The following is a 21,036-nucleotide window of genomic DNA, read 5'->3' on the forward strand; positions in this document are numbered from 1 at the left end:
GGAAACGCACCACGCATGCAGTCGCTGCAGAAGCTCGCGGTCGCCCTGACCTACCCCCCTGCCCTGACCCTTGTGCTGCTGTTCCTCGCCGTCGCGCTGCTGCTGTTGCGCCAGAGGAAGGTGGGCCTGGTGGCGGCGGCATTTGGAATCGCATGGTCCGGATTCCTCTCGATCCCGGTGGCGTCGGACTGGGTGCGCGGGCGTCTGGAACAGCGCTATCCCGTCGTCGACGAATCGCAACTGCCGCTAGCCGACGCGATCGTGGTGCTCGGCGGCGGCAGCCGCTATCGCTGGCTCGATCGCCCCAACATCACCGCGGACGACCTGGAAAGCAGCCGTCTGGCCGCGGGAGCGCGCGCCTGGTTGGCAGGGCGTGCGCCACTGGTGGTCCTTTCGGGAGGTGGCGACGACGGTGGCGATGTGGACGCGAGCGAAGCCCATCGCATGGCGCGCGCGATCACGCGGCTCGGTGTCCCGAACGATGCGCTGCTGCTGGAAGACCGCAGTCGCAACACGCGCGACAACGCACGCTATACCGCTGCACTGGCGGACGAGCACCGCTTGCATCGCATGCTGCTGGTCACCTCCTCGCTGCACATGCCGCGGGCGATGATCCAGTTCCGCGATGAAGGAGTTAACGTGATACCGGTCCCGGTTCCGGAACGCGCGCACCGCGACCGATGGACGCAGCGGTGGATTCCTTCACGAAGTGCACTGTGGCGCAGCGGCCGCGCAATCAAGGAATTCGCAGGCATCGTGATGGCGCGTCTACAGAACTGAACGATCGGCGTTGCGCCTTCAGCAATGTGTGCGTCGCGATACTGAATGTTTCTGCACCGCAGCGAACGATAATCACGCGACTTGCGCCACATGCGCTATAGGCTCCATGTGCAGTACATGCGATGGCCATGGATGACGCCGCGCACGCATCGTTATCAGTCGGCACGTCGTACAGGGACGCGTGACGGTGGCATCGGACGATGCCATGCCATGAACTCGAGGGCCCCGCATTGAAGACGCTCACTCTTTCCTGTTCGATCGCCATTGCCGTAGCAACGGCAGGCTGTGTACCGGGTCAGCAGATGTCGCGCAGCGACGCGAGCAACGCACAGACCGTTGGCAGCGATGTACGGATGGTGCCGATCACGGCGGAAGTGGTTTCAGCGCCCGTCAAGGCTGCGGTGGTCGCTCCGGAACTCACCGCGTACAAGGGAGAGGCCTACCGCATCCAGCCCGGCGACACGCTGATTGTCACCGTGTGGGATCACCCTGAACTCACCACGCCTGCCGGCAACCAGCAGCAGGCCGTCACCAACGGCCGACTGGTGCAGCCCGACGGCACGTTCTACTTCCCCTATGCCGGCAAGATCAACGTCACCGGCATGACCATCGAAGACCTGCGCGGCACTCTGAGCACGCGCCTGGCGAAGTATCTGCAGAACCCGCAGCTCGACGTCAACGTCGTCGGATTCGGCAGCCGCGTGGCGCTGCAGGGCGCGTTCGAGGACACCACGCCGCAGGAGTTGACGACGGTGCCACTGACGCTGTCGCAGGCCATCGGCCGTGCACGCATCGATGTCGAACAGGCCGACCTCGCGGGCTTCGTGCTGACGCGCGATGGACGCAACTATCCGCTCGACCTGGACGCGCTGAACCGCGACGGGAAGATCGCGGCGGACATCTATCTCAAGCCGGGCGATCGGTTGTTCCTGCCGTTCAACGACCGCAAGGAGGTCTACGTGATCGGCGAGGTGCTGCGTCCGCAGGCCCTGACCTTCAAGACCACCGACATGACGCTCACGCAGGCACTGGGCCGCACGGGCGGCCTCAACCCGGTAACGTCGAAGGGCGAGGCGGTGTATGTGATCCGCGGCATCGAGGAAATGCAGCAGGCGCCCGCGACGGTGTACCAGCTCGATGCGAAATCGCCGGTGGCCTTCGCGCTGGGCGACAAGTTCCGGCTGAAGCCGGGCGATGTGGTCTGGGTGGGCCCGGCCGGCATCACGCGCTGGAACCGCTTCCTGTCGCAGCTGTTGCCGCTGTCGGCCATCCTGACCAACGCGGCGGCGGCGCAGTCCGATATCACGAACTGAGCCGGACCTGAGCGGCGCACGCCATCCGACGATGGCGTGCGCCTGCGTCGTCCGTCGGATGTCGATTCCCTCCCGCCCCACTCGTCGGAGAAGATGAGGCAGTCCGCCTCGCCTCCGGGGAGTCCCCATGCTGCAGCTGTACGCCCATCCGTTCTCGTCCTACTGCCAGAAGGTGCTGACGGCGCTCTACGAGAACGCCACACCGTTCCAGATGCGCCTGCTGGAATCGCCGCAATGCGAGGCGTGGCAGGAACTCGCGCGGATGTGGCCCGTGCAACGCTTTCCCGTGCTGGTGGAAGACGGCCGCATGGTGGCCGAGGCCAGCTGCATCATCGAGTACCTGCAACTGAATCATCCCGGGCCGGTGACGCTGCTCCCGCACGATCCACGCGAGGCGTTGGAGGTGCGGATGATGGACCGCTTCTTCGACAACTACCTTTCCACGCCGCAGCAGAAGGTGGTGTTCGACGCGCTGCGCCCGGAGGCCGAGCGCGACACGTACGGCGTGGCCGAAGCGCGGCGTTTGCTGGACACCGCGTACGGCTGGCTGGAAGGCGTGCTGTCCGACGGTCGTGAGTGGGCGACGGGCCCATCCTTCACCCTGGCCGACTGCGGCGCGGGACCGTTCCTGTTCTATGCAGACTGGACACATCGCATCGGCGCGCAGTTCCCGCGCGTGCATGAGTACCGGCAGCGCTTGCTCGCACGGCCCGCCTTCGCGCGTGCCGTGGACGAAGCGCGTCCGTTCCGCCCGTTCTTCCCGCTGGGCGCGCCCGACCGGGACTGACGCCCGTCGTGCAGGCATGATGTCGGTCGTCGCCGAACGGAATCACGCGCATGATCGCCCTCGCACTTGCCACCGCCGTCGTACTGGTCGTGCTGATTGGCCCGCTTCTGTTGGGCATCGCCGGCTGGCGGCATGTGCGCGCCGCACCATCGGCCGTCGCGCCGCCGGCATGGGACTGGACGCGGGTGATCGTCTCGGCGCTGATCTACACGCTCGCGTTCAACCTGACGTTCTTCGTGCAGGAATTGTTTCTGGTGCTGCCCAAAGCGCTCACGCCGGGCCTGCAACCGACGCTGTTCCACAACAACCATCGCTGGAACGGGGACAACCCGCTGGCGGGTCTGTTCCAGGGCACGGGCGCACTGGCGACGGCACTGGTCGGGCTTGCGTGCCTGTGGGCAGTGCGGCACCTGCCGCCGCGCTCGGTGAAGTCGCGGCTGTTCGGCATCTGGATGGCCTATTGCGGGCTGCTGATGGCATTGCCGCAGGTGGTGATCGGTGCACTGAGCACGGGCAGCGACGTGGGCATGGCGATGGAATACCTGCATCTGGCCGCCACGACGAAGGCCGCTGCCGCACTCCTGGCGTTGGCGGCCATGCCGCTGGTCGCGCTGCGGCTTGTGCGGCCGTTGCTGGAGACCGCACGCGAGCCGCTGCAGATCGGCGATCCGGTGGCGCGTACGCGCTTCGTCGTGTAGACGGCGCTGGTGCCGGTACTGCTCGGCACCGCACTCATCATTCCCTTCCGCGTGCCGCGCGAAGCGATCGAGGTGGTGCTGCTGCCGGTGCTGGTAGGCGTGATCGGCGTGCCGTGGATGCTGGCCGGCGCCTGGCGCGTGCGCGATGCGCGCGCCTGCGGCCGTCAGACCGATTCGTTCGTGCTGCCGCTGCTGGCGGCCATCGCCCTGCTGCTGGTGTTCCAGCTGCTGCTGCGGCCAGGCATCGACTTCTATTGAGCGCGCCGGTCAGCGGTGGACGTCGACCACCACCGCCGCGCCGTCGCTCATCACGTCCACGGCTTTGGCCTGCACCAGGGCGGCATCGCGTTCGGCCGGCGTGAGCTGCACGTACTTGCCGTCGACCAGGAACACCGTCGGCTTGCCGTGGTCCAGTTCCAGCTGGTTGGATTTCGCGTACTCGCCCACCAGGGCCGGCACCGACGCAAGGCCCTGCTCGCGCAGCGACTGCCCGGTATAGGTCGATTTGTGGGTGAGTTCGCCCGCGTGGGCGATGCCCGACGCCAGCAGGATGCATGCGACTGCCACACGGACCATGAGCGCTCCTTCGAATAGGGACGTACGAGGTGGATGGTGAGCATCGCTCGCATGCCCGTTCGGCAGGGAGCGCGCGCTATTACACGGGCCCGCGCGGCGGCGATCAAGAGACCCGCGGCTGCGGCCGACGGATCTGTGAACGCCGTGGCATCCGCGGGGGTCCGCACGCTTCGCCCGCCGATCACGCCCCGGTCCGGACACTGCGGCCTTGCCGGATCCATCGGCATCGATCGCGTATCCGGCGCAGCGCCGCCCGTGGCGTGCCCCAGCCGCTACGCTGGTCCTCCGCCCAGACGCCGTCGCGACGCCATGAACGTGTTCTCACCCACCGCTTCCCTGCCCACCGCGACCTGGTTGCGCGACTGGACAGGCATGCTGGTGCCGATCGGCGAGGCCGCGCTGATCCTGGTCGCCGCATGGGCGTTGCGCGCATTGCTGCGCCTGGCGCTCAAGCGCATCTGCGCGCGCTACGAGCTGCCGCCGGAACTGGCCATCGGCGCACGGCGCCTGCTGGGCACGCTGATCTACCTGGCCGCGGGGCTGCTCATCCTGGAACGGCTGGGCGTCTCCGGCGCAGTGCTGTGGACGGCGCTGACCGGCTTCACCGCCGTCGCGGCCGTGGCGTTCTTCGCGGCATGGAGCGTGCTGTCGAACATCTTCTGCACCTTCCTCATCCTCACCGCCCGGCCCTTCCGCCTGCACGACCACATCGAACTGCTGGAGAACGGCGAGAAGCCGGGCCTGCAGGGCCGCGTGGTCGACATCAACCTCATCTACACGACACTGCAGGAAACACGCACCGACGGTGCCGACACGACGCTGCAGATCCCCAACAGCCAGTTCTTCCAGCGAAGCATCCGGCGCTGGCGCAGCGAGGCGACGGGCTGAACGCGCGCCGGAGGGCACGGTGCCCTCCGGCGTTCGCAACCCCGTCAGTCGACGGCGGGATCTTCCACGTACCGCCCGAGCAGTTTCACCGGTTCGCGCTTGCGCTGTTCGCGCTTGCGCACCCACAGGTTGATCAGCTCCACGAACACCGAGAAGGCCATCGAGGCATAGATGTAGCCCTTCGGGATGTGCTGGCCGAAGCCGTCGGCGATCAGCACCAGTCCGATCATGATCAGGAAGCTCAGCGCGAGCACCTTCACCGTCGGGTGGCGTTCGACGAAGTCGCCGATGGGCCGCGCGAACATCAGCATGAATACGATCGAGATCAGGATCGCGGCGACCATCACCCAGCGCTCGTCCACCATGCCCACCGCGGTGATGATGGAATCGAGCGAGAAGACGATGTCCAGCACCATGATCTGGGCGATGACGGCGGCGAAGCTGGCCGTGACCGCCGCGCCCGCGCCGCCGCTGTCGCCGGCGCCTTCCAGCTTCTGGTGGATCTCGTGCGTGGCCTTGGCGATCAGGAACAGGCCACCGCCGATGAGGATCAGGTCGCGCCAGGAGAACTCATGCCCCAGCACCGAGAACAGCGGTGCGGTCAGGCCCACGATCCACGCGATGGTGAGCAGCAAACCCAGTCGCGTGATCGCCGCCAGGGCGATGCCCAGTCGCCGGGCCTTGTTGCGCTGCTCCGGCGGCAGGCGGCCGGCGAGGATGGAGATGAAGATGATGTTGTCGATGCCGAGCACCAGCTCGAGCGCCGTCAACGTGGCAAGGGCTATCCAGACTTCGGGATTGAGTAGGGTTTCCATCGGGCATTGCGCATCCAGTGGTCGAGGGACCACGACGCGGTTGCACCCGGGAATGAACGGGACGCACCTTCGCCGTGGAACGGCGAAGGTCTTGCCCACAGGCCGGACGGCCTGCTGCTGCACCGGAGGTGGATACCTCGTAGTGACGGCGACAGCACGATGGAGCTACTCCCCTTCGAGGGCGATCCTAGCACGGCCTCGCGAACCGGCAATGCGCGCCGGGTGCGTGGCCGGTTCAGGCATACCCGGCGCTGAGGCGACGCAGGCGCAGTTGGTGCTCGGCCCGGTCGGCACGTGTGGCGCGCGGCATGTCCTCCCGCGGCGGAACGGCGTCGCGGCGGGCCCGGGCTACGTCGCGTGGAACACGCGGCACGCGCGGGCGGGAAGCTTTCACATCGGGGGGCTTCCGGAGGCTCATGCGGGGGCACCTCTTCTCGGGTAACCAGCTTGTACGCAGGAGAGTTAAGACCCGGCGAAGCCCTGCCCCGCGCGTGCTCACGATGCATTGCGCCGCTGGTGCGCCGACGTCGCCGACCCACGTTGCGCGGGCTCGCGCCCCGCGCACCTCACCGCTCGCCATGACCTCATGACATGTCGTCATGACACCGCGGTGTCAGTTGCGTCAGCTCACCTTCCGCGCGATGGCCAGTCCGATCAGCAACAACACGACCGCGATGGCCAGGCCGACCCAGAACAGGAACTTGGCGATGCCCATCGCCGCACCGGCGGCGCCGGAAAAACCCAGCGCGCCGGCGATGAGTCCGATGATCGCGAAGATGATGGCCCACTTGAACATGACGTGCGCTCCGATCGAATCCGTATCCGCACGCTAGCCAGCACGCCGTCGCACCGGCGTGATCGGCAGGTCAGGCCGGCTCGATGGGCAGCGTGGCCACGACCAGGCCGGGATCATCGGGATGGGTCACCACCGAGAAGCCCAGTCGCTGGCACATGGCGATCATGGTGCGGTTTTCCTGCAGCACTTCGCCCTCGACCACGCGCAGGCCGAGCCAGCGTGCGTACTCGATCATGATCTGCATGAGCCGCCAGCCCAGTCCGTGCCCCTTGAGGTCCGAGCGCACGAGGATGCCGTACTCGCCGCGGTCGTAGTTGGCATCGGCATGCAGGCGGACGGCGCCGAGCATTTCACCGGTGTCGGGGGCGATGGCGACCAGCGCGATGGAACGCGCGTAGTCCAGCTGGGTGAGTTGCGCGATGAATTCGTGGCTGAAGTTGCGCACGGTCTGGAAGAAACGCATGCGCAGGTCTTCGTCGGACACGCGACCGAAGAAGGTGCGGAACATCTCCTCGTCCTCGGGACGTACCGGGCGCACGAACGCGGTGTCGCCGTCCGCCAGCGTGATCGTGCGTTCCCACTCCTTCGGATACGGCAGGATGGCGAAGCGCGGATGCCCCGGCCCTTTGTGCAAAGCGCGCGAGCGCGACACGCCGATGCGGGCATCCACGGCGATCAATCCATCGCGATCGGCCAGCAGCGGGTTGATGTCCACCTCGCGGATGCCCGGGATGTCCGCCACCAGCTGCGCCAGTTTGACCAGCACCAGCGCCACGGCACGTTCGTCTGCGGCGGGCACGTCACGATAGGCCTTGAGGATGCGCGAAACGCGCGTGCGCCCGATCATCTCGTGCGCCAAGCGCAGATCCAGCGGCGGCAGCGCCAGCACCTTGTCGTCGATCACCTCCACGGCCGTGCCGCCGCGACCGAACACGATCACCGGGCCGAAGGTTTCGTCGTCCACCACGCCGGCGATGAGTTCGCGCGCCTTGGGACGAACCACCATCGGATGGACGGTGACACCTTCGATCCGCGCCTGCGGGCGAAGCGCGCGTGCACGCGAGAGGATGGCATCGGCGGCCTCGCGCACGGCCTGCATCGTGAACAGGTTCAGGCGCACGCCATCCACATCGGACTTGTGGTCGATGTCCGGCGACAGGATCTTCACCGCGACCGGCGCGCCGCCGCCCAGCATCGGCGCCGCAACGCGCGCGGCCTCGTCGGGATCGCGCGCGGACGCAACCGGCGTGATCGCAATGCCGTATGCGCCCAGCACGCGCGCGACCTCGACGGGGTCGAGCCATCCGCGTCCCGCATCGATGGCGCCGTCCACGATGCTGCGCGCGGTCGCCGTATCGACGACCAGGTCGTCGGGCAGGCTCGGCGGCGTTTCCATCAGCGTCTGCTGCGCCTCGCGATGACGCACCAGGTACATGAAGCCGCGCACTGCGTCGGCCTCGGTCGCGTAGCCGGGAATGCGCGCGGCGTTGAGCCAGGCGACGGCATCGTCGTCCGCGCCCAGCCACACCGCGAACACCGGCTTGCGGATCCACTCCCGCGGCAACGCGCCGCGCGCCTCGGCCAGCGCCTTCGCGCGGCTGTTGGCGCTCATCAGCGCGGTGGGAACGTTAAGCACGAGGAGGGCGTCGTTGTTGGGATCGGCGATGAGCGCCTTGAACGCCGCGGTGTACGAGGCATGGTCGATATCGCCGTAGAAATCCACGGGATGGGTGCCAGGCCACGTCGCCGAGGCGATGTTGGCCACCTGTGCGCGCGCTTCGTCGGACAGCGTAGCCAGCGTACCGCCCATGTCGATGAGTCGGTCGGCGGCGAGCAGGCCCGTACCGCGACCGTTGGCGAGGATGGCGAGCCGGCGTCCGGGAAAGGTGTCGGTGCGGCCGAGCGCTTCGGCGGCGGCGAACAGCTCGTCCAGTGCGAGCACGCGCAGCATGCCCGCACGATGGAACGCGGCCGAGTACACCGCGTCGGGCGTCGCCAGTGCGGCGGCGTGCGTGGCCGGCTGTGCCACGCCCTGCGCGTGCCGTCCGGATTTCACCACCACCACCGGCTTCAGGCGCGCGGCTGCACGCGCGGCGGACATGAACTTGCGCGCGTCGCGGAGCGATTCGACGTAAAGCAGGATGGCCCGCGTGTGGCGGTCGCGCGCGAAGTAGTCCAGCAGGTCGGCGAAATCGACATCGACCGCGTCGCCCAGCGCCGCGACCGCGGAGAATCCGATGGAACGTACCGCGCCCCACTCCACCAGCGCCGCGGCGATGGCCGCCGAATGCGAGATCACTGCGATGTCGCCCGGCAGCGGCACGTGCGCGGCGAAACTGGCGTTCAAGCGCGCATGCGGCGCGATCACGCCCAGGCTGCTGGGGCCGATCACGCGCAGTCCGCGCGCACGCGCGATGGCCTGCAGCTGCTCGGCGAACGAGCCTTCCCCGCTACCCAGTCCCGTGCTGAGCACCACCACCGCCGACGCGCCCGCATCGGCCGCGGCTTCGGCGTGGACGGGGACCATCGGTGCCGGCGTGGCGATCACCACCAGCTCGGGCCTGAAGGCCAGGTCGGCCAGTCGCGCCACCGCGGCGACGCCTTCGATCTCGCGGTGACGCGGATTCACCAGACCGATGGGCCCGGAGAATCCACCGGCCTGCAGGTTGTGCAGCACCGCGCGGGCGATGGAACGCTCGCGCGGACTGCCACCCACCACGGCGACGGAAGCCGGATTGAAGATCGACTGCAGCGAATAGGTGCTCATGGGCGTTCGCGGATCATCCTGCGCCAATCCGTGCGCGGCATCTTGAGTGCCCTCAAGGCGAAGGCGCGGGCGTCGTGCTCACTATAGGCGGCGCCCGCAAAGCCCCGCTCACACCTGCATCGACGAATCGCGAATGCGGCGTTAGTATTTTCACTAACACGCCGCCCGACGCCGGCGTTCCCGTCGCCGCCTTGTTGCCCACGCCCCGCAAGATCCTGCATGTCGACATGGACGCGTTCTACGCGTCGGTCGAGCAGCGCGACGACCCCTCGTTGCAGGGACGTCCGGTAGTGGTGGCCTGGCGCGGCGCGCGTTCGGTGGTCTGTGCGGCCAGCTATGAAGCGCGGCGTTTCGGCGTGCGTTCGGCGATGCCCGCGGTCCGGGCCGAGCGGCTGTGCCCCCAGGCGGTGTTCGTGCCGCCGGACTTCAGCCGCTACAAGGCAGTGTCGCGACAGGTGCGGGAGATCTTCGCGCGCCACACCGATCTGATCGAACCACTCTCGCTGGACGAGGCCTATCTCGACGTCACGGTCACGCACACGGGCCTGCCGACGGCCACCGCGACGGCACAGGCCATCCGCGACGCCATCCGCGAGGAAACGCAGCTGACGGCATCGGCGGGCGTGGCACCCAACAAGTTCCTGGCGAAGATCGCCTCCGACTGGCGCAAGCCCGATGGGCTGTTCGTGATCCGCCCGCATCAGGTGGAAGCCTTCCTCGCGCCGCTGCCGGTGGGGCGTCTGCCGGGCGTGGGCAAGGTCATGGAGCAGCGCCTGCAGGAGCTGCACATCGCCACGGTGGCCGATCTGCGGACGATGGGCGCGGTGGAACTGGAGCAACGTTTCGGACGCTGGGGACGTCGATTGCACGAGCTGTCGCTGGGCATCGACGAGAGCCCGGTCGAACCCGAGCGCCCGACGCTGCAGGTGTCCTCCGAGGACACGTTCGAGCGCGACCTGCCGCTGGAAGAACTGGAACCGCACATCCGCCGGCTCGCCGCGAAGACGTGGGAAGGCCATGGCCGCGAAGTCGAGCGCCACCCGGGCCGCATCGCGCGCACGGTGGTGCTCAAGCTCAAGACCTCCGACTTCCGCATCCTCACGCGCAGCCTCACGCCGACGGAGCCGCCCGCGTCGGAAGCCGCGCTGGCGCAGCTCGCATGCGACCTGCGCGCGCGCGTGGCGCTGCCGGAACACACGCGCTATCGACTGGTCGGCGTGGGCCTGTCGGGTTTCAGCGACCGCGACGACGCAGCGGCACAACGCGACCTCTTCGCGCGGACCGACGCGGTGGACATCGCGTCCGACTAGCGACGCTCGTACGGGCCCGCGGCCTGCAGCCGGCGCGCAGCATCTTCAAGGGCCGCGGACGTGCGTCCATCGATGCCGGCGCGGCGGACGAAATCGGCCAGGTCGCGGAACACGCCCGCGTCGCGGCGGCTGCGCAATGCGCGCGTCGCCGTCGCCGCATCGATGCCCGGCAACGTCTGCAGGGCTTCGGCCTGCGCGGTGTTGAGATTCACCGCGATGTCCTGAGACGTCATGCCGGGCAACCGCGCCGCCGAGTGGCCCAGCAGCCACAGGTCCGGCCCCAGCGCCGCGCGCAGCATCGACGGCTGCCGCGCGACATCGGCTTGCAGCTGCGCCATCTGTGCACGCACCTGCTTGAGGCCGCTGACGTAGCCGGCCATATCGCCGATGCGACCACGCTCGGCCACGGCCTCGGTCGCGCGCGCCAGCGACGGATCCGCGGTGGCGCCGTAGGTAGTGTCCAGAACGAGAGTGCGCGATCGCGCGCAGTCGGCCGGCACGGCGACGCAATGGCGATCGACCAGTTCCAGGAACACCGGCGTGCCGGGTTCCAGCGTCCACGCACCGGACGTGGCCAGCGTGCGGAACAGCGTCGAGTAGCGTGCGACCACGCTGTCACGATCGCCGTCCCCCGGCACCAGCCAGCGATGGAACAGCGTGGCGATGACGCCCTCGGAAGACAGCATCTGCTGGCCGTTCTTCAGGCGCGCCATGTCCAGAGCGGTGCTTTCATTCGCGCGCGCCAACGCTTCGGCATCGTTCCCGGGCGGCACCAGCGGCAACTGGATGAACAGGTTGCGGCGCACACCCTCGATGCGGCCGGCGCGGTCCAGATTGCTGAGCCAGTACGGCAGGAACGGCTTGCCACCCAGGCCAAGCGTGAGGTCCTCCAGCGCGGGATTGTGCGAGTACCTGCGCACCAGGCTCTGGAAGTGCGTGGCGAAGCCTTCATCGAAGGCCGTGGGGTAGTCGGTCACGCTCATGCTGCTGTGCGGCGTGCGCGAGTATCCGGAAGGCAGGCCCGGTATCAGCCGGCGCAGGAACACGTGCCCCATCTCGTGGGCGAAGATCTCCTCGAAGCCGCCGTCGGCCACCGTGTCCTCGTCGACGACCAGATCGACGAACAGTTCGTCGACGAAGCGCCTGCTGCCGTTCTCTTCCAGCCAGAAACCGCGGCGCGCGAAGCCGCCGTCTTCCGCCGACAGGTACAGCCACGTCGGCGTGAGGATGCGTGCACCGGCGATGCGTTGCGCGCTTTCGTCCAGGGCCAGCACGGTGGCGAGGAAACCGTCGCGAGCCTCGCGCTGGATGCGGTCGTACAGCGCCCCGGAACGCACGCGCGTGACCACGGGTGCCGGCCGTCCAGAGGGGTCGTCCTGCACCTGCGGTGCACCGTTGGCCACGACAGGCGCCAGAACACCCAGCTCCGCTGCACCGGCAGGCATCATCGCCATTACCAGCATCAGACCTGCGCACCATCGCTGGATTCCGCCCATCGCCTCGCCTCCTCGTTGCAGGGGGAGGATGGCGGAACGCCCGATGGCACCGCGCCTGCCATGCCGGCCACCCACTGCCGACACTTGCACGGCCGTGCACATGGGCACCGGTGCCGGGCCTGAACGCGATGTCCTCCCCGCGCCCTCCAGGAGGAACGCGGCGACGGTGCAGGACCGGCAATGTCGCTGCGTCAGCTGCCCGTGCAGCGGCCGAACAGGTCGAGTCGAGCGTCGTACTCGGGTGTGCTGACCTGCATCAGGCCCAGCACGGAATGGAACAGGTTGTCCTGGCTCACCGGTGCGTCGCTGCCGCGTTTCATGCAGTCCACGTCCACGTCGCGGTCGGCCGCGAATCCGGGCGACAGCCACATCACCATCGGCACGTGCGTCTGCGTGTCGGGCGCGATGGCGTACGGCACGCCGTGCAGGTACAGGCCGTTCTCGCCCAGCGATTCGCCGTGGTCCGACAGGTAGATCAATGCCGTGTCGCGGTCCGTGCGCTCGGAAAGGAAGCGGATCGTACGGGCGAGGAAATCGTCGGTGTACATCACGGCGTTGTCGTAGGCGTTGACGATCTGTTCCCGGCTGCAGTCGCCCAGCTCGGCCGTGTCGCACGTGGGCGTGAACCGCCGCAGCCTCGATGGATAACGCTTGTAGTAGCTGGGTCCGTGATTGCCCAGCTGGTGCAGCACCACCACCATGTCGCCCGGCTGCCGTGCGATCTGCGACTCCAGGCCGTCCAGCATCACTTCGTCCAGGCATCCTTCCGCGTCGCAGACCTGCGGCTGTTTCGCGTGTTCGAAGGACTCGAACGCCAGGCCGTCGCACACGCCCTTGCATCCGGTCTGGTTGTCGCGCCACAGCGTGTGGATGCCAGCGTGCTCCAGCACGTGCAGCAGCGATTCGGAATGCTTGATGCGGTCCTTGTCGTAATGCGCGCGGCCGTACGGCGAGAACATGCACGGCACCGACACTTCGGTGGCCGAGCCGCACGAAGTCACGTGGCTGAAATTGATGGGACCGATGCCGCGCAGTTGCGGCGTGGTCTGCCGCTCATAGCCGTTGAGGCCCCAGTTCTGGGCGCGCACCGTTTCGCCGACGACCAGTACCAGCAGCCGTGGCTTCTGGCCGGCGACGCGGCCCACGACCTTCGCGTTGGCGCCCACCGGCATGCGCGGACCGTGATCCGCACCATCGTGCAGCGCCACGCGGGCCAGCGACACCACGTAGTTCCCGGGCGTGATGAGGTGGCGCACTTCACGGTGGTTGCGCATGAGCGCGGACAGGTTCTGGAACGACGACAGCGCCGCCCCACCCGCCACCAGCACCGCCAGCGCGATGCACGCCACCCGCACCAGCATCGCGCGCGTGATCGGTCGGCGCTTCAGCCGGACACGCCACACCATCAGCGAAGGCAGCACGCCCAGCCACAGCATCGGCGGCAGCACGCCCCACGACAGCAGCTCGCCAGATTCCTTGCCGTCGGTATGCAGGATGTTGCGCAGCATGTCGGCGTCGAGGTAAATCGTGTAGCGGCTCATGAAATGCGACGCCGCGGCCGTGGTCAGCAGCAGCACCGTCAGCAGCGGCTTGGCCGTCCAGCGGTTGAGCAGCACGCACAGCAGCGTCATGTTCAGCGCGGCGATCATCACCAGCAGCGCGACGCCTGTCAGCAGGCCGCCGGCGCCCTTCAGCGCGCCGGTCGCGGCGACCGCGCGGAAGAAGGCGGAGTTGCAGAACACGGCGAAGAACACGCTCGCCAGCAGGGCGAGTCTTTCGACGGTGATCTCGGGCCGATAGGAGAGCAGCGGGCCGAACCGGCGCGCAAGTTCCCCCAGGAAATCCGGGCGACGACGTACGACCGAGCTCATCGCAGCACCATCCAGGTCATGCCGTCGGGCGAGCGCGGCGCATCGGGACCACCGCGGTGCCAGAAGGCCACGTACATGCACACCGCCACGGCCCAGCAGATGCCGGCCGTCCATACGTCATGCGAAAGGAAGTGCGCGCCACGCAGCTGCTGGGCCACGCCGAACACCAGCCCCAGGGCCAGCGCCACCCACAGCCCAACCCATCGCAACCGCGGCTTCACCATCCACAGGAAGAAGTACAACGACAGCCACGCGTAGCCGCTGCTGGCGTGCCCGGCGGGAAAACACGCACCGCGCGAAAGCCCCACCGGCCGCATGCCGAACAAGCCCACATACGGGCGGCCGCCGCCGTAGCGCAGCAGGTCCCAGGGGCAATCCATGTTCGACCAGGACTTGAACCACGCCACCAGCCCGGCCGCGAGCGCGGTGGTCACGCACAGATACGCCAGCGGTCGACGCAGGTACGCCCAACGCTCGCGCAGACACGCCACGATCCAGGCCGCGAGCACGCCCAGCCACGCCAGGGTGCTGGCGTCGCGGCCGCCCTCGTGGGCCAGCGTGTCGGTCAGGAAGGCGTCGCGAAGCAGCCACTGGTGGCCCTCCCACGCGTAGATGCGGTCGGCCAGCCAGCGGTCGCCGTTGGCGCCCATCGACACCAGCACCAGCAGGACGAACGCCGCCAGCGGCACCCATGCGTGCAGGACGAAAAAGCGCCTGTCGATGCGGACGGCACCGGGTTCGGGCGCCGGCCCGAAGACGCGCGCCAGCCACAGCGAGGAACCGCTGCGGACAGTGCGTGGAGAGGAAAACGTGGAAGGCATGACGACGCGCGGAAACAGAAGGCGCGGGTATGATCGAAACGCCCTTGTCGGAGAGCGGTAGGAAACGGACGCGGCGCACACAACGCGCGGGGAACGATTCAGCTTCCTCCGTGAACCGCTGAACATGGCCGGGAAACGCGCTGTTTTTCCCACCGGTTTCCGACATGTGGCCACGGATACTGGTCAGTTGGCCGCGCTGCCTGCGGCATCCCGAAGGACGGCACATGCGCCTGCTCGTGGTCGAAGACAACCGCAACCTGGTCGCCAACCTCTTCGAGTACTTCGAAGCGCGCGGTCACGTCCTTGACGCCGCACCGGACGGCCCCACCGGGTTGCACCTGGCGATCACGCAGGAGTTCGATGCGATCGTGCTGGACTGGATGCTGCCGCGCATGGACGGACACGAAGTACTCAACCGCCTGCGCGAGGCCGGGCGCGACATGCCGGTGCTGATGCTGACCGCGAGAGACGAACTGCCCGACAAGCTCGCCGGTTTCCGCGCCGGCGCCGACGACTACCTCACCAAGCCCTTCCACCTGCCCGAACTGGAGGTGCGACTGGAAGCGTTGATCGCGCGCGCGCACGGTCGCGGTCGTCAGCGCCTGCTGCACGTCGGCGACCTGCGATACGACCCCGCGACGATGGAAGCCACGCGCGGTGGCCGGACGCTGCACCTCTATCCTGCCTGCCGCAAGCTGCTGGAAGTGCTGATGCAGGCCAGTCCCGCCGCGGTCACTCGCGAACGCCTGGAACACGCACTGTGGGGCGATGACCCACCCGACGGCGACATGCTGCGCTCCCACGTCTACGAGTTGCGCCGCAGCGTGGACGGGCCCTTCCCGGTCAAGCTGATCCAGACGCTGCCGCGCGTGGGCTATCGCATCGCCGAGCCCACCGAGGGCACGGCCCGCGCTGCGGAGGACGACGATGGCCTCGTCTAGGTCCGGCCTGCGCCGACGCATCCTGCTTTCGCTGCTGGGCTACGTGGTCGTGCTCACGATTGCCGTGATCCTGCACGGCTTCATCGTCAACGAACATGCCGAGCAGCTGGTGTGGCAGACGCTGCTCGATTCGGAAATGGACCACCTGCTCGAACTGCGCCGCCAGGACCCGCACTACCGCTGGGTCAACACCGGCAGCATGGCCATGTACGACGCCCACGATGCCGCCGGCCTTCCGCCGGCGCTGCGCGACGTACCGCCCGGCGTGTACGACGAGATCTACATCGACGGCATCGAGCGCGTTGCGCTGGTGCGTGAAGTGGACGGCCGTTCCGTCGCGCTCGCACTGGACATCACCGATCTGGAGGAACGCGAGTTCGACATGGGCGTTACCGTGATCGGATCGGCGATCACGATGATCCTGCTGCTCGGCGTTGCCATCGCGTGGAGCGTGAACCGGCTGGTGCGCCCGCTGCGCGACATGGCGCAGTCCATCGCCGGCCTGCGCCCCGACCAGTCGGGGCAACGCGTCCATGCGCCGGCGTCGGCCAGTTCGGAGCTGGTCGTGATCGCCGACGCGCTCAACGACTACCTGCAACGCAACGACCGCTTCGTCGAGCGCGAACGCGTCTTCATCGACAGCGCCAGCCATGAGTTGCGCACCCCGGTGGCCGTCATCGGCGGAGCGGCGGAGATCGCACTCCAGCAGCCGGAACTCCCGGACGCCGCACGCGGCCAGTTCGCGCGCATCCAACGCACCGCGCGCGAAGTCGAACAGCTCATCTCGTTGCTGCTGGTGCTGGCCAAGGATCCCGCACGCCTGGCGCGCTCCAGCGACCACGTCGCGCTGGATCAGCTGATCCCTGAAATCGTGGACGACCATCGTCACCTCACGCGCGACAAGGACCTGCAGATCGACATCGCCGCAATGCCGCCGTGCGAAGTGGTCGCTCCCCTGCCCATCGTGCAGGCGGCCATCGGCAACCTGCTGCGCAACGCGATCGAGCACAGCGACCGGGGACACATACGCATCCGCCTGGAGGCACCCGCCACGGTGGTCATCGACGACCCCGGCCACGGCATGACGCCGGAGGAGATCAGCGCGATCTACGCCAAGGTCGCTCGCGGCGGCGGACGAGACGGAGGCGGCATCGGCCTGGACCTCATCTCGCGCCTGTGCGAACACCTGGGCTGGTCGCTGGACATCGCCTCGGACGAAGGTGCGGGCACGACGACAACGCTGCGGCTTCAGCCTTGAACGAAGCAGCAAGCCCCTTGCGACTGATCAGTCGTTGCGTTTGATGACCCGGTCGAAACAGTGCCGACCGGCAGGGTGTTGCCATTCGGGATCGGGCCATGGGATCTCGAACGTCCTTCGGCGGCCGACGCCCGACGCCGAATCGGTCTGGAACGTCGCGCACAGGCGATAGTGGCGGGCATCCAGCACCACATATTCGTAAGGCGCACCGGTGAACGGGTCGCGCGTCGTCGGACGCCCCGGCTGCTTCGCGATCGCATCCAGATCGTCCGGCACGCTCCCGTGCGTGGCCGCCACCATCTGCGTGAGCATCACGATGCGCCGCAGGTCCTCGAGGCGCCGCTCGTCCTGCCGCGCACGGCGTTGCATCTGCGGCGTGCCCATCACGACGACGGCTGCCACCACCGTGGCGACCACGACGCAGCCGGCCACGACCAGAAGCCAGAATCCCGGGCGACGGGCGCTCATGCCTCCACCTCTTCACGGCGGAGGTCCCACAGGTAGTAACCGAACACGCCACCGGCGATGGCCGCCACGACCAGCACCTTCAGCACGAAGCGGGTGGTCAGCTCACCGCCGAGCAGGTTGTAGAGCAGCGTGGTCATGTCGCCGATGAGGATGGCCGCAGCGATGAACAGCGTCAGGTACGTCAGCCATCGGCGCACGGGCGACAGGCGCTTGATCGGGTATAGCGCGACGTCGCGGGAAACATAGTGCGAAACGTAGGCAAAGACGGGAAACGAAATGACGATGGCCGCCGTCGCCCAGCGCATGGAACTGCCCAGCCGGCCGTGAATACTCTGCGCAGGGTCCGGCCAGACATGGTTGATCAGATCGAACAGCAGGCTGCCCAGGTGGTAGGCGAAGAAGTACAGCGTCGCGAACATCACCAGGTACAGGAACGCTTCTCGCGCCGACACCGATGCGCGCGGTCGCGGCACGGGCACCTCGAAAGGCGTGTCGGAATAGGCGGCAAGCGCACCGCGGATCTGCTCCTCGCGCCAGCCTGCCGACAGCAGCGCCTGCGTGATGTCCGACTTGCCGTGCCCGCGCAACAGCGCATCGCGGACGAACACCTCCAGTTCCTGCGGCCCCGATGCCATGAACTTCCTCCGCTGAAGTTGGCCCGATTCTGGCAGCCGCGCAGGCGCCGTCAAGCGCGACGGGCGCCGCACAAAGAAAAAGCGGGCCGAAGCCCGCTTTTCCGTGTTCCGGCGAATGTCGCCGAAGGCTGCGCGCGGCTTACTCGGCCGCGACACCCTCGCCTTCTTCGACGGCCTTCATCGACAGGCGGATACGGCCCTGCTTGTCGACTTCCAGCACCTTGACCTTCACCACGTCGCCTTCCTTGAGCTTGTCGGAAACCTTCTCGACGCGCTCGTTGGAGATCTGCGAGACGTGCACCAGACCGTCCTTGCCCGGCAGGATGGTGACGAACGCACCGAAGTCCATGATCTTGGCGACCTTGCCTTCGTAGATGCGGCCCGGCTCGACGTCGGACGTGATCTGCTCGATGCGTGCCTTCGCGGCCTGCGCGGCGGCGGCATTGACCGAGGCGATGACGATGGTGCCGTCGTCCTGGATGTCGATCTGCGTGCCGGTTTCCTTGGTGATGGCCTGGATGGTCGAACCGCCCTTGCCGATCACTTCGCGGATCTTGTCCGGGTGGATCTTCATCGTCAGCAGGCGCGGGGCCCACTCGCTCAGCTCACCACGCGGCGCGGTGATGGCCTTGGCCATCTCGCCGAGGATGTGCAGACGGCCTTCCTTCGCCTGGGCGAGGGCGACCTTCATGATCTCCTCGGTGATGCCCTGGATCTTGATGTCCATCTGGAGGGCGCTGATGCCTTCCTTCGAACCGGCCACCTTGAAGTCCATGTCGCCGAGGTGATCCTCGTCGCCCAGGATGTCGCTCAGCACGACGAACGCGTTGCCTTCCTTCACCAGGCCCATGGCGATGCCCGCGACCGGCGACTTCACCGGCACGCCGGCATCCATCAGCGCAAGCGAGGAACCGCAGACCGAAGCCATCGACGAGGAGCCGTTCGACTCGGTGATTTCCGACACCACGCGGATGGTGTACGGGAACTCTTCCAGCGACGGCATCGTCGCCAGCACGCCGCGCTTGGCAAGGCGGCCGTGGCCGATCTCGCGACGCTTCGGCGCGCCGAAGCGACCGGTCTCACCCACCGAGTACGGCGGGAAGTTGTAATGGAACAGGAAGTTCTCTTTGTACTCGCCCGAGACGGCATCGATGATCTGGCCGTCGCGCGCGGTGCCCAGCGTGGTGACCACGATGGCCTGCGTCTCGCCGCGCGTGAACAGCGCCGAGCCGTGGGTACGCGGCAGCACGCCGATCTTGCATTCGATCGGACGCACGGTGGTGAGGTCACGGCCGTCGATGCGGACCTTGGTGCTCAGCACCGAGTCGCGCATGGTCGCGTACTCGAGGTCGCCGAACTCCTTGGCGTACTCGGCGGCCTGCCAGCCGGAGGCTTCGGCGCGGCCCGACAGCTGCTCCCAGGTGTCCTTGCGGATGACCGAGATGGCGTCGCGGCGCTCGCCCTTGTTGCGGATCTGGTAGGCCTGCGCCAGCGAAGCGCCCGCCGATTCCTTGATCGCGGCGATCAGCGCGTCGTTCTTGGCCGGGGCGACCCACGTCGACGGCTTGGTGCCGGCTTCGACGGTCAGCTCGTTGATCGCGTTGATGACCTTCTGCATCTCGCGGTGGCCGAACATCACGGCGCCGAGCATGACGTCTTCCGACAGCATCTTCGCTTCGGACTCGACCATCAGCACCGCGTTCGACGTACCGGCGACGACCAGCTCCAGATCGGAGTCGGCCAGCTCGGTGGCGGTCGGGTTGAGGATGTACTGGCCGTTCTTGTAACCGACCTTGGCGGCGCCGATCGGGCCCTGGAACGGCGTGCCGGCCAGCGCCAGCGCGGCCGAGGCACCGATCATCGCCGGGATGTCACCGTCGATTTCCGGATTCATCGACATCACCGTCGCGATGATCTGGACCTCGTTCTTGTATTCCTCGGGGAACAGCGGGCGGATCGGACGGTCGATCAGACGCGAGATCAGCGTTTCCTTCTCGGTCGGACGGCCTTCGCGCTTGAAGAAGCCGCCCGGGATGCGACCACCGGCGTAGAACTTTTCCTGGTAGTCCACCGTCAGCGGGAAGAAGTCCTGCCCTTCACGCGCGCTCTTGGCGGCAACGGCCGACACCAGCACCACGGTGTCGTCCATCTTGACGATCACGGCGCCGCTGGCCTGGCGCGCGATTTCGCCGGTTTCCAGGGTGACCTGATGGTTGCCGTACTGGAAGGTCTTGGTGATTTTTGCCACGTTGGGTTCCTATCGTTTCAATGCGTTCCGGTCAGGGCCCCTGCCCTGGTCCGGTGGCCGCCGGGAGATGCGGCCGGGAATTCGTGCTGCCGTTGCGGCGAGGGGGACCGTGGCACGGCGCGTCAGGTGTTGCGACCTCAAAAACGAACCGCGGCGCATCGCTGCGCCGCGGTGGGTATTGCGATTAGCGACGCAGGCCGAGTTTCTCGATCAGGGCCTTGTAGCGCTCGTTGTCCTTGCGCTTCAGGTAGTCGAGGAGGCTGCGGCGGCGGTTGACCATCTGCAGCAGGCCGCGACGGCTGTGGTGGTCCTGCTTGTGGACCTTGAAGTGGCCGGTCAGCTGCTCGATGCGGGCGGTCAGCAGGGCGACCTGGACTTCCGGCGAACCGGTGTCGCTGGCGCCGCGCTTGTTGTCTTCAATGATCTTGCTGGTGTCGATGGACATGTAGTGCCTCATGGATGCGTGGCCTGCAGAAGCGAATCGGTCGCGGACACTCCGCGCCGACGCACCGCCTGGCTCGCCGTTTGCTAGAAAGGGAAACTGCTAGGTGCTTGAAAAGCGGCGGAA

The 21,036-nt window shown here is 67.5% G+C and carries 20 protein-coding genes; 9 read left to right on the plus strand and 11 right to left on the minus strand.

Annotation, left to right across the window (positions count from 1 at the left end; translation table 11 throughout):
• The first annotated feature begins 15 nt into the window (after positions 1-15).
• The 5 genes from QLQ15_RS15215 (at position 16) to QLQ15_RS15235 (ending at position 3,836) form a co-directional block, all read left to right on the plus strand.
• Positions 16-780 carry a YdcF family protein gene (locus QLQ15_RS15215; RefSeq protein ID WP_283213607.1) on the plus strand — a complete coding sequence of 255 codons (765 nt, stop codon included), beginning with the start codon at positions 16-18 and terminating at the stop codon, positions 778-780.
• Between the two features lie 302 nt (positions 781-1,082).
• On the plus strand, positions 1,083-2,093 hold the full coding sequence (locus QLQ15_RS15220; protein WP_283213608.1) for a polysaccharide biosynthesis/export family protein: 1,011 nt from the start codon (positions 1,083-1,085) through the stop codon (positions 2,091-2,093).
• Positions 2,094-2,220: 127 nt separating this feature from the next.
• Entirely contained in the window at positions 2,221-2,880 is a 660-nt protein-coding gene (locus tag QLQ15_RS15225; RefSeq protein WP_283213609.1) for a glutathione S-transferase family protein, read from the plus strand.
• 50 nt (positions 2,881-2,930) lie between these two features.
• Entirely contained in the window at positions 2,931-3,578 is a 648-nt protein-coding gene (locus QLQ15_RS15230) for a hypothetical protein (protein WP_283213610.1), read from the plus strand.
• Positions 3,579-3,587: 9 nt separating this feature from the next.
• A complete protein-coding gene (locus QLQ15_RS15235; protein WP_283213611.1) occupies positions 3,588-3,836 on the plus strand; it encodes a hypothetical protein in 249 nt (82 codons plus the stop codon).
• Between the two features lie 9 nt (positions 3,837-3,845).
• Here the strand turns inward: QLQ15_RS15235 and QLQ15_RS15240 are convergent, their stop codons facing one another.
• On the minus strand, positions 3,846-4,154 hold the full coding sequence (locus QLQ15_RS15240) for a hypothetical protein (protein WP_283213612.1): 309 nt from the start codon (positions 4,152-4,154) through the stop codon (positions 3,846-3,848).
• A 309-nt stretch (positions 4,155-4,463) separates the two neighbouring features.
• Here QLQ15_RS15240 and QLQ15_RS15245 point away from each other — a divergent pair, with 309 nt between their 5' ends.
• Positions 4,464-5,042 (plus strand): mechanosensitive ion channel domain-containing protein, encoded by a 579-nt coding sequence (locus QLQ15_RS15245; protein WP_432277822.1) that lies wholly within the window; start codon positions 4,464-4,466, stop codon positions 5,040-5,042.
• Positions 5,043-5,086: 44 nt separating this feature from the next.
• Here QLQ15_RS15245 and QLQ15_RS15250 read toward each other — a convergent pair whose 3' ends face one another.
• From QLQ15_RS15250 to QLQ15_RS15260, 3 genes are all read right to left on the minus strand, one after another.
• Positions 5,087-5,857, minus strand: coding sequence for a TerC family protein (locus QLQ15_RS15250; RefSeq protein ID WP_283213613.1), 771 nt, complete (start codon positions 5,855-5,857; stop codon positions 5,087-5,089).
• A 622-nt stretch (positions 5,858-6,479) separates the two neighbouring features.
• Positions 6,480-6,653, minus strand: a complete 174-nt coding sequence (locus QLQ15_RS15255; RefSeq protein WP_283213614.1) for a DUF1328 family protein — start codon at positions 6,651-6,653, stop codon at positions 6,480-6,482.
• A 70-nt stretch (positions 6,654-6,723) separates the two neighbouring features.
• Positions 6,724-9,420 carry a bifunctional acetate--CoA ligase family protein/GNAT family N-acetyltransferase gene (locus QLQ15_RS15260; protein ID WP_283213615.1) on the minus strand — a complete coding sequence of 899 codons (2,697 nt, stop codon included), beginning with the start codon at positions 9,418-9,420 and terminating at the stop codon, positions 6,724-6,726.
• 194 nt (positions 9,421-9,614) lie between these two features.
• Here QLQ15_RS15260 and dinB point away from each other — a divergent pair, with 194 nt between their 5' ends.
• The gene (dinB, locus tag QLQ15_RS15265) at positions 9,615-10,730 is read left to right on the plus strand and encodes a DNA polymerase IV (protein ID WP_283214034.1); all 1,116 of its coding nucleotides are present in this window, start codon (positions 9,615-9,617) and stop codon (positions 10,728-10,730) included.
• Here the strand turns inward: dinB and QLQ15_RS15270 are convergent.
• The 3 genes from QLQ15_RS15270 to QLQ15_RS15280 form a co-directional block, all read right to left on the minus strand.
• On the minus strand, positions 10,727-12,226 hold the full coding sequence (locus QLQ15_RS15270; protein WP_283213616.1) for a ComEA family DNA-binding protein: 1,500 nt from the start codon (positions 12,224-12,226) through the stop codon (positions 10,727-10,729). The genes dinB and QLQ15_RS15270 overlap by 4 nt on opposite strands.
• Positions 12,227-12,417: 191 nt before the next feature.
• Positions 12,418-14,097: a phosphoethanolamine transferase gene (locus tag QLQ15_RS15275; RefSeq protein WP_283213617.1), complete on the minus strand. Its 1,680-nt coding sequence runs from the start codon at positions 14,095-14,097 to the stop codon at positions 12,418-12,420.
• Entirely contained in the window at positions 14,094-14,918 is an 825-nt protein-coding gene (locus QLQ15_RS15280; protein ID WP_283213618.1) for a phosphatase PAP2 family protein, read from the minus strand. Before QLQ15_RS15280 ends, QLQ15_RS15275 begins: the two co-directional genes overlap by 4 nt.
• Positions 14,919-15,142: 224 nt before the next feature.
• On the opposite strand from QLQ15_RS15280, the gene QLQ15_RS15285 reads away from it, so the two are divergent.
• Both QLQ15_RS15285 and QLQ15_RS15290 read left to right on the plus strand, forming a co-directional pair.
• Complete coding sequence (locus QLQ15_RS15285; protein WP_283213619.1) at positions 15,143-15,859, plus strand: response regulator transcription factor; 717 nt, start codon at positions 15,143-15,145, stop codon at positions 15,857-15,859.
• A complete protein-coding gene (locus QLQ15_RS15290) occupies positions 15,846-17,117 on the plus strand; it encodes a sensor histidine kinase (protein ID WP_283213620.1) in 1,272 nt (423 codons plus the stop codon). The genes QLQ15_RS15285 and QLQ15_RS15290 overlap by 14 nt, the downstream gene beginning before the upstream one ends.
• A gap of 27 nt (positions 17,118-17,144) precedes the next feature.
• Here QLQ15_RS15290 and QLQ15_RS15295 read toward each other — a convergent pair whose 3' ends face one another.
• The 4 genes from QLQ15_RS15295 to rpsO all read right to left on the minus strand — a co-directional run bounded on the left by QLQ15_RS15295 (position 17,145) and on the right by rpsO (position 20,913).
• Positions 17,145-17,534 (minus strand): hypothetical protein, encoded by a 390-nt coding sequence (locus tag QLQ15_RS15295; RefSeq protein ID WP_283213621.1) that lies wholly within the window; start codon positions 17,532-17,534, stop codon positions 17,145-17,147.
• Positions 17,535-17,581: 47 nt separating this feature from the next.
• Positions 17,582-18,220 carry a DUF5671 domain-containing protein gene (locus QLQ15_RS15300; RefSeq protein ID WP_283213622.1) on the minus strand — a complete coding sequence of 213 codons (639 nt, stop codon included), beginning with the start codon at positions 18,218-18,220 and terminating at the stop codon, positions 17,582-17,584.
• A 139-nt stretch (positions 18,221-18,359) separates the two neighbouring features.
• A complete protein-coding gene (gene pnp / locus QLQ15_RS15305; RefSeq protein WP_283213623.1) occupies positions 18,360-20,468 on the minus strand; it encodes a polyribonucleotide nucleotidyltransferase in 2,109 nt (702 codons plus the stop codon).
• A gap of 184 nt (positions 20,469-20,652) precedes the next feature.
• Positions 20,653-20,913, minus strand: a complete 261-nt coding sequence (gene rpsO, locus QLQ15_RS15310) for a 30S ribosomal protein S15 (RefSeq protein WP_194931017.1) — start codon at positions 20,911-20,913, stop codon at positions 20,653-20,655.
• Positions 20,914-21,036: the final 123 nt, after the last annotated feature.

The sequence above is a fragment of the Lysobacter stagni genome (assembly GCF_030053425.1).
Lineage (GTDB): Bacteria > Pseudomonadota > Gammaproteobacteria > Xanthomonadales > Xanthomonadaceae > Lysobacter_J > Lysobacter_J stagni.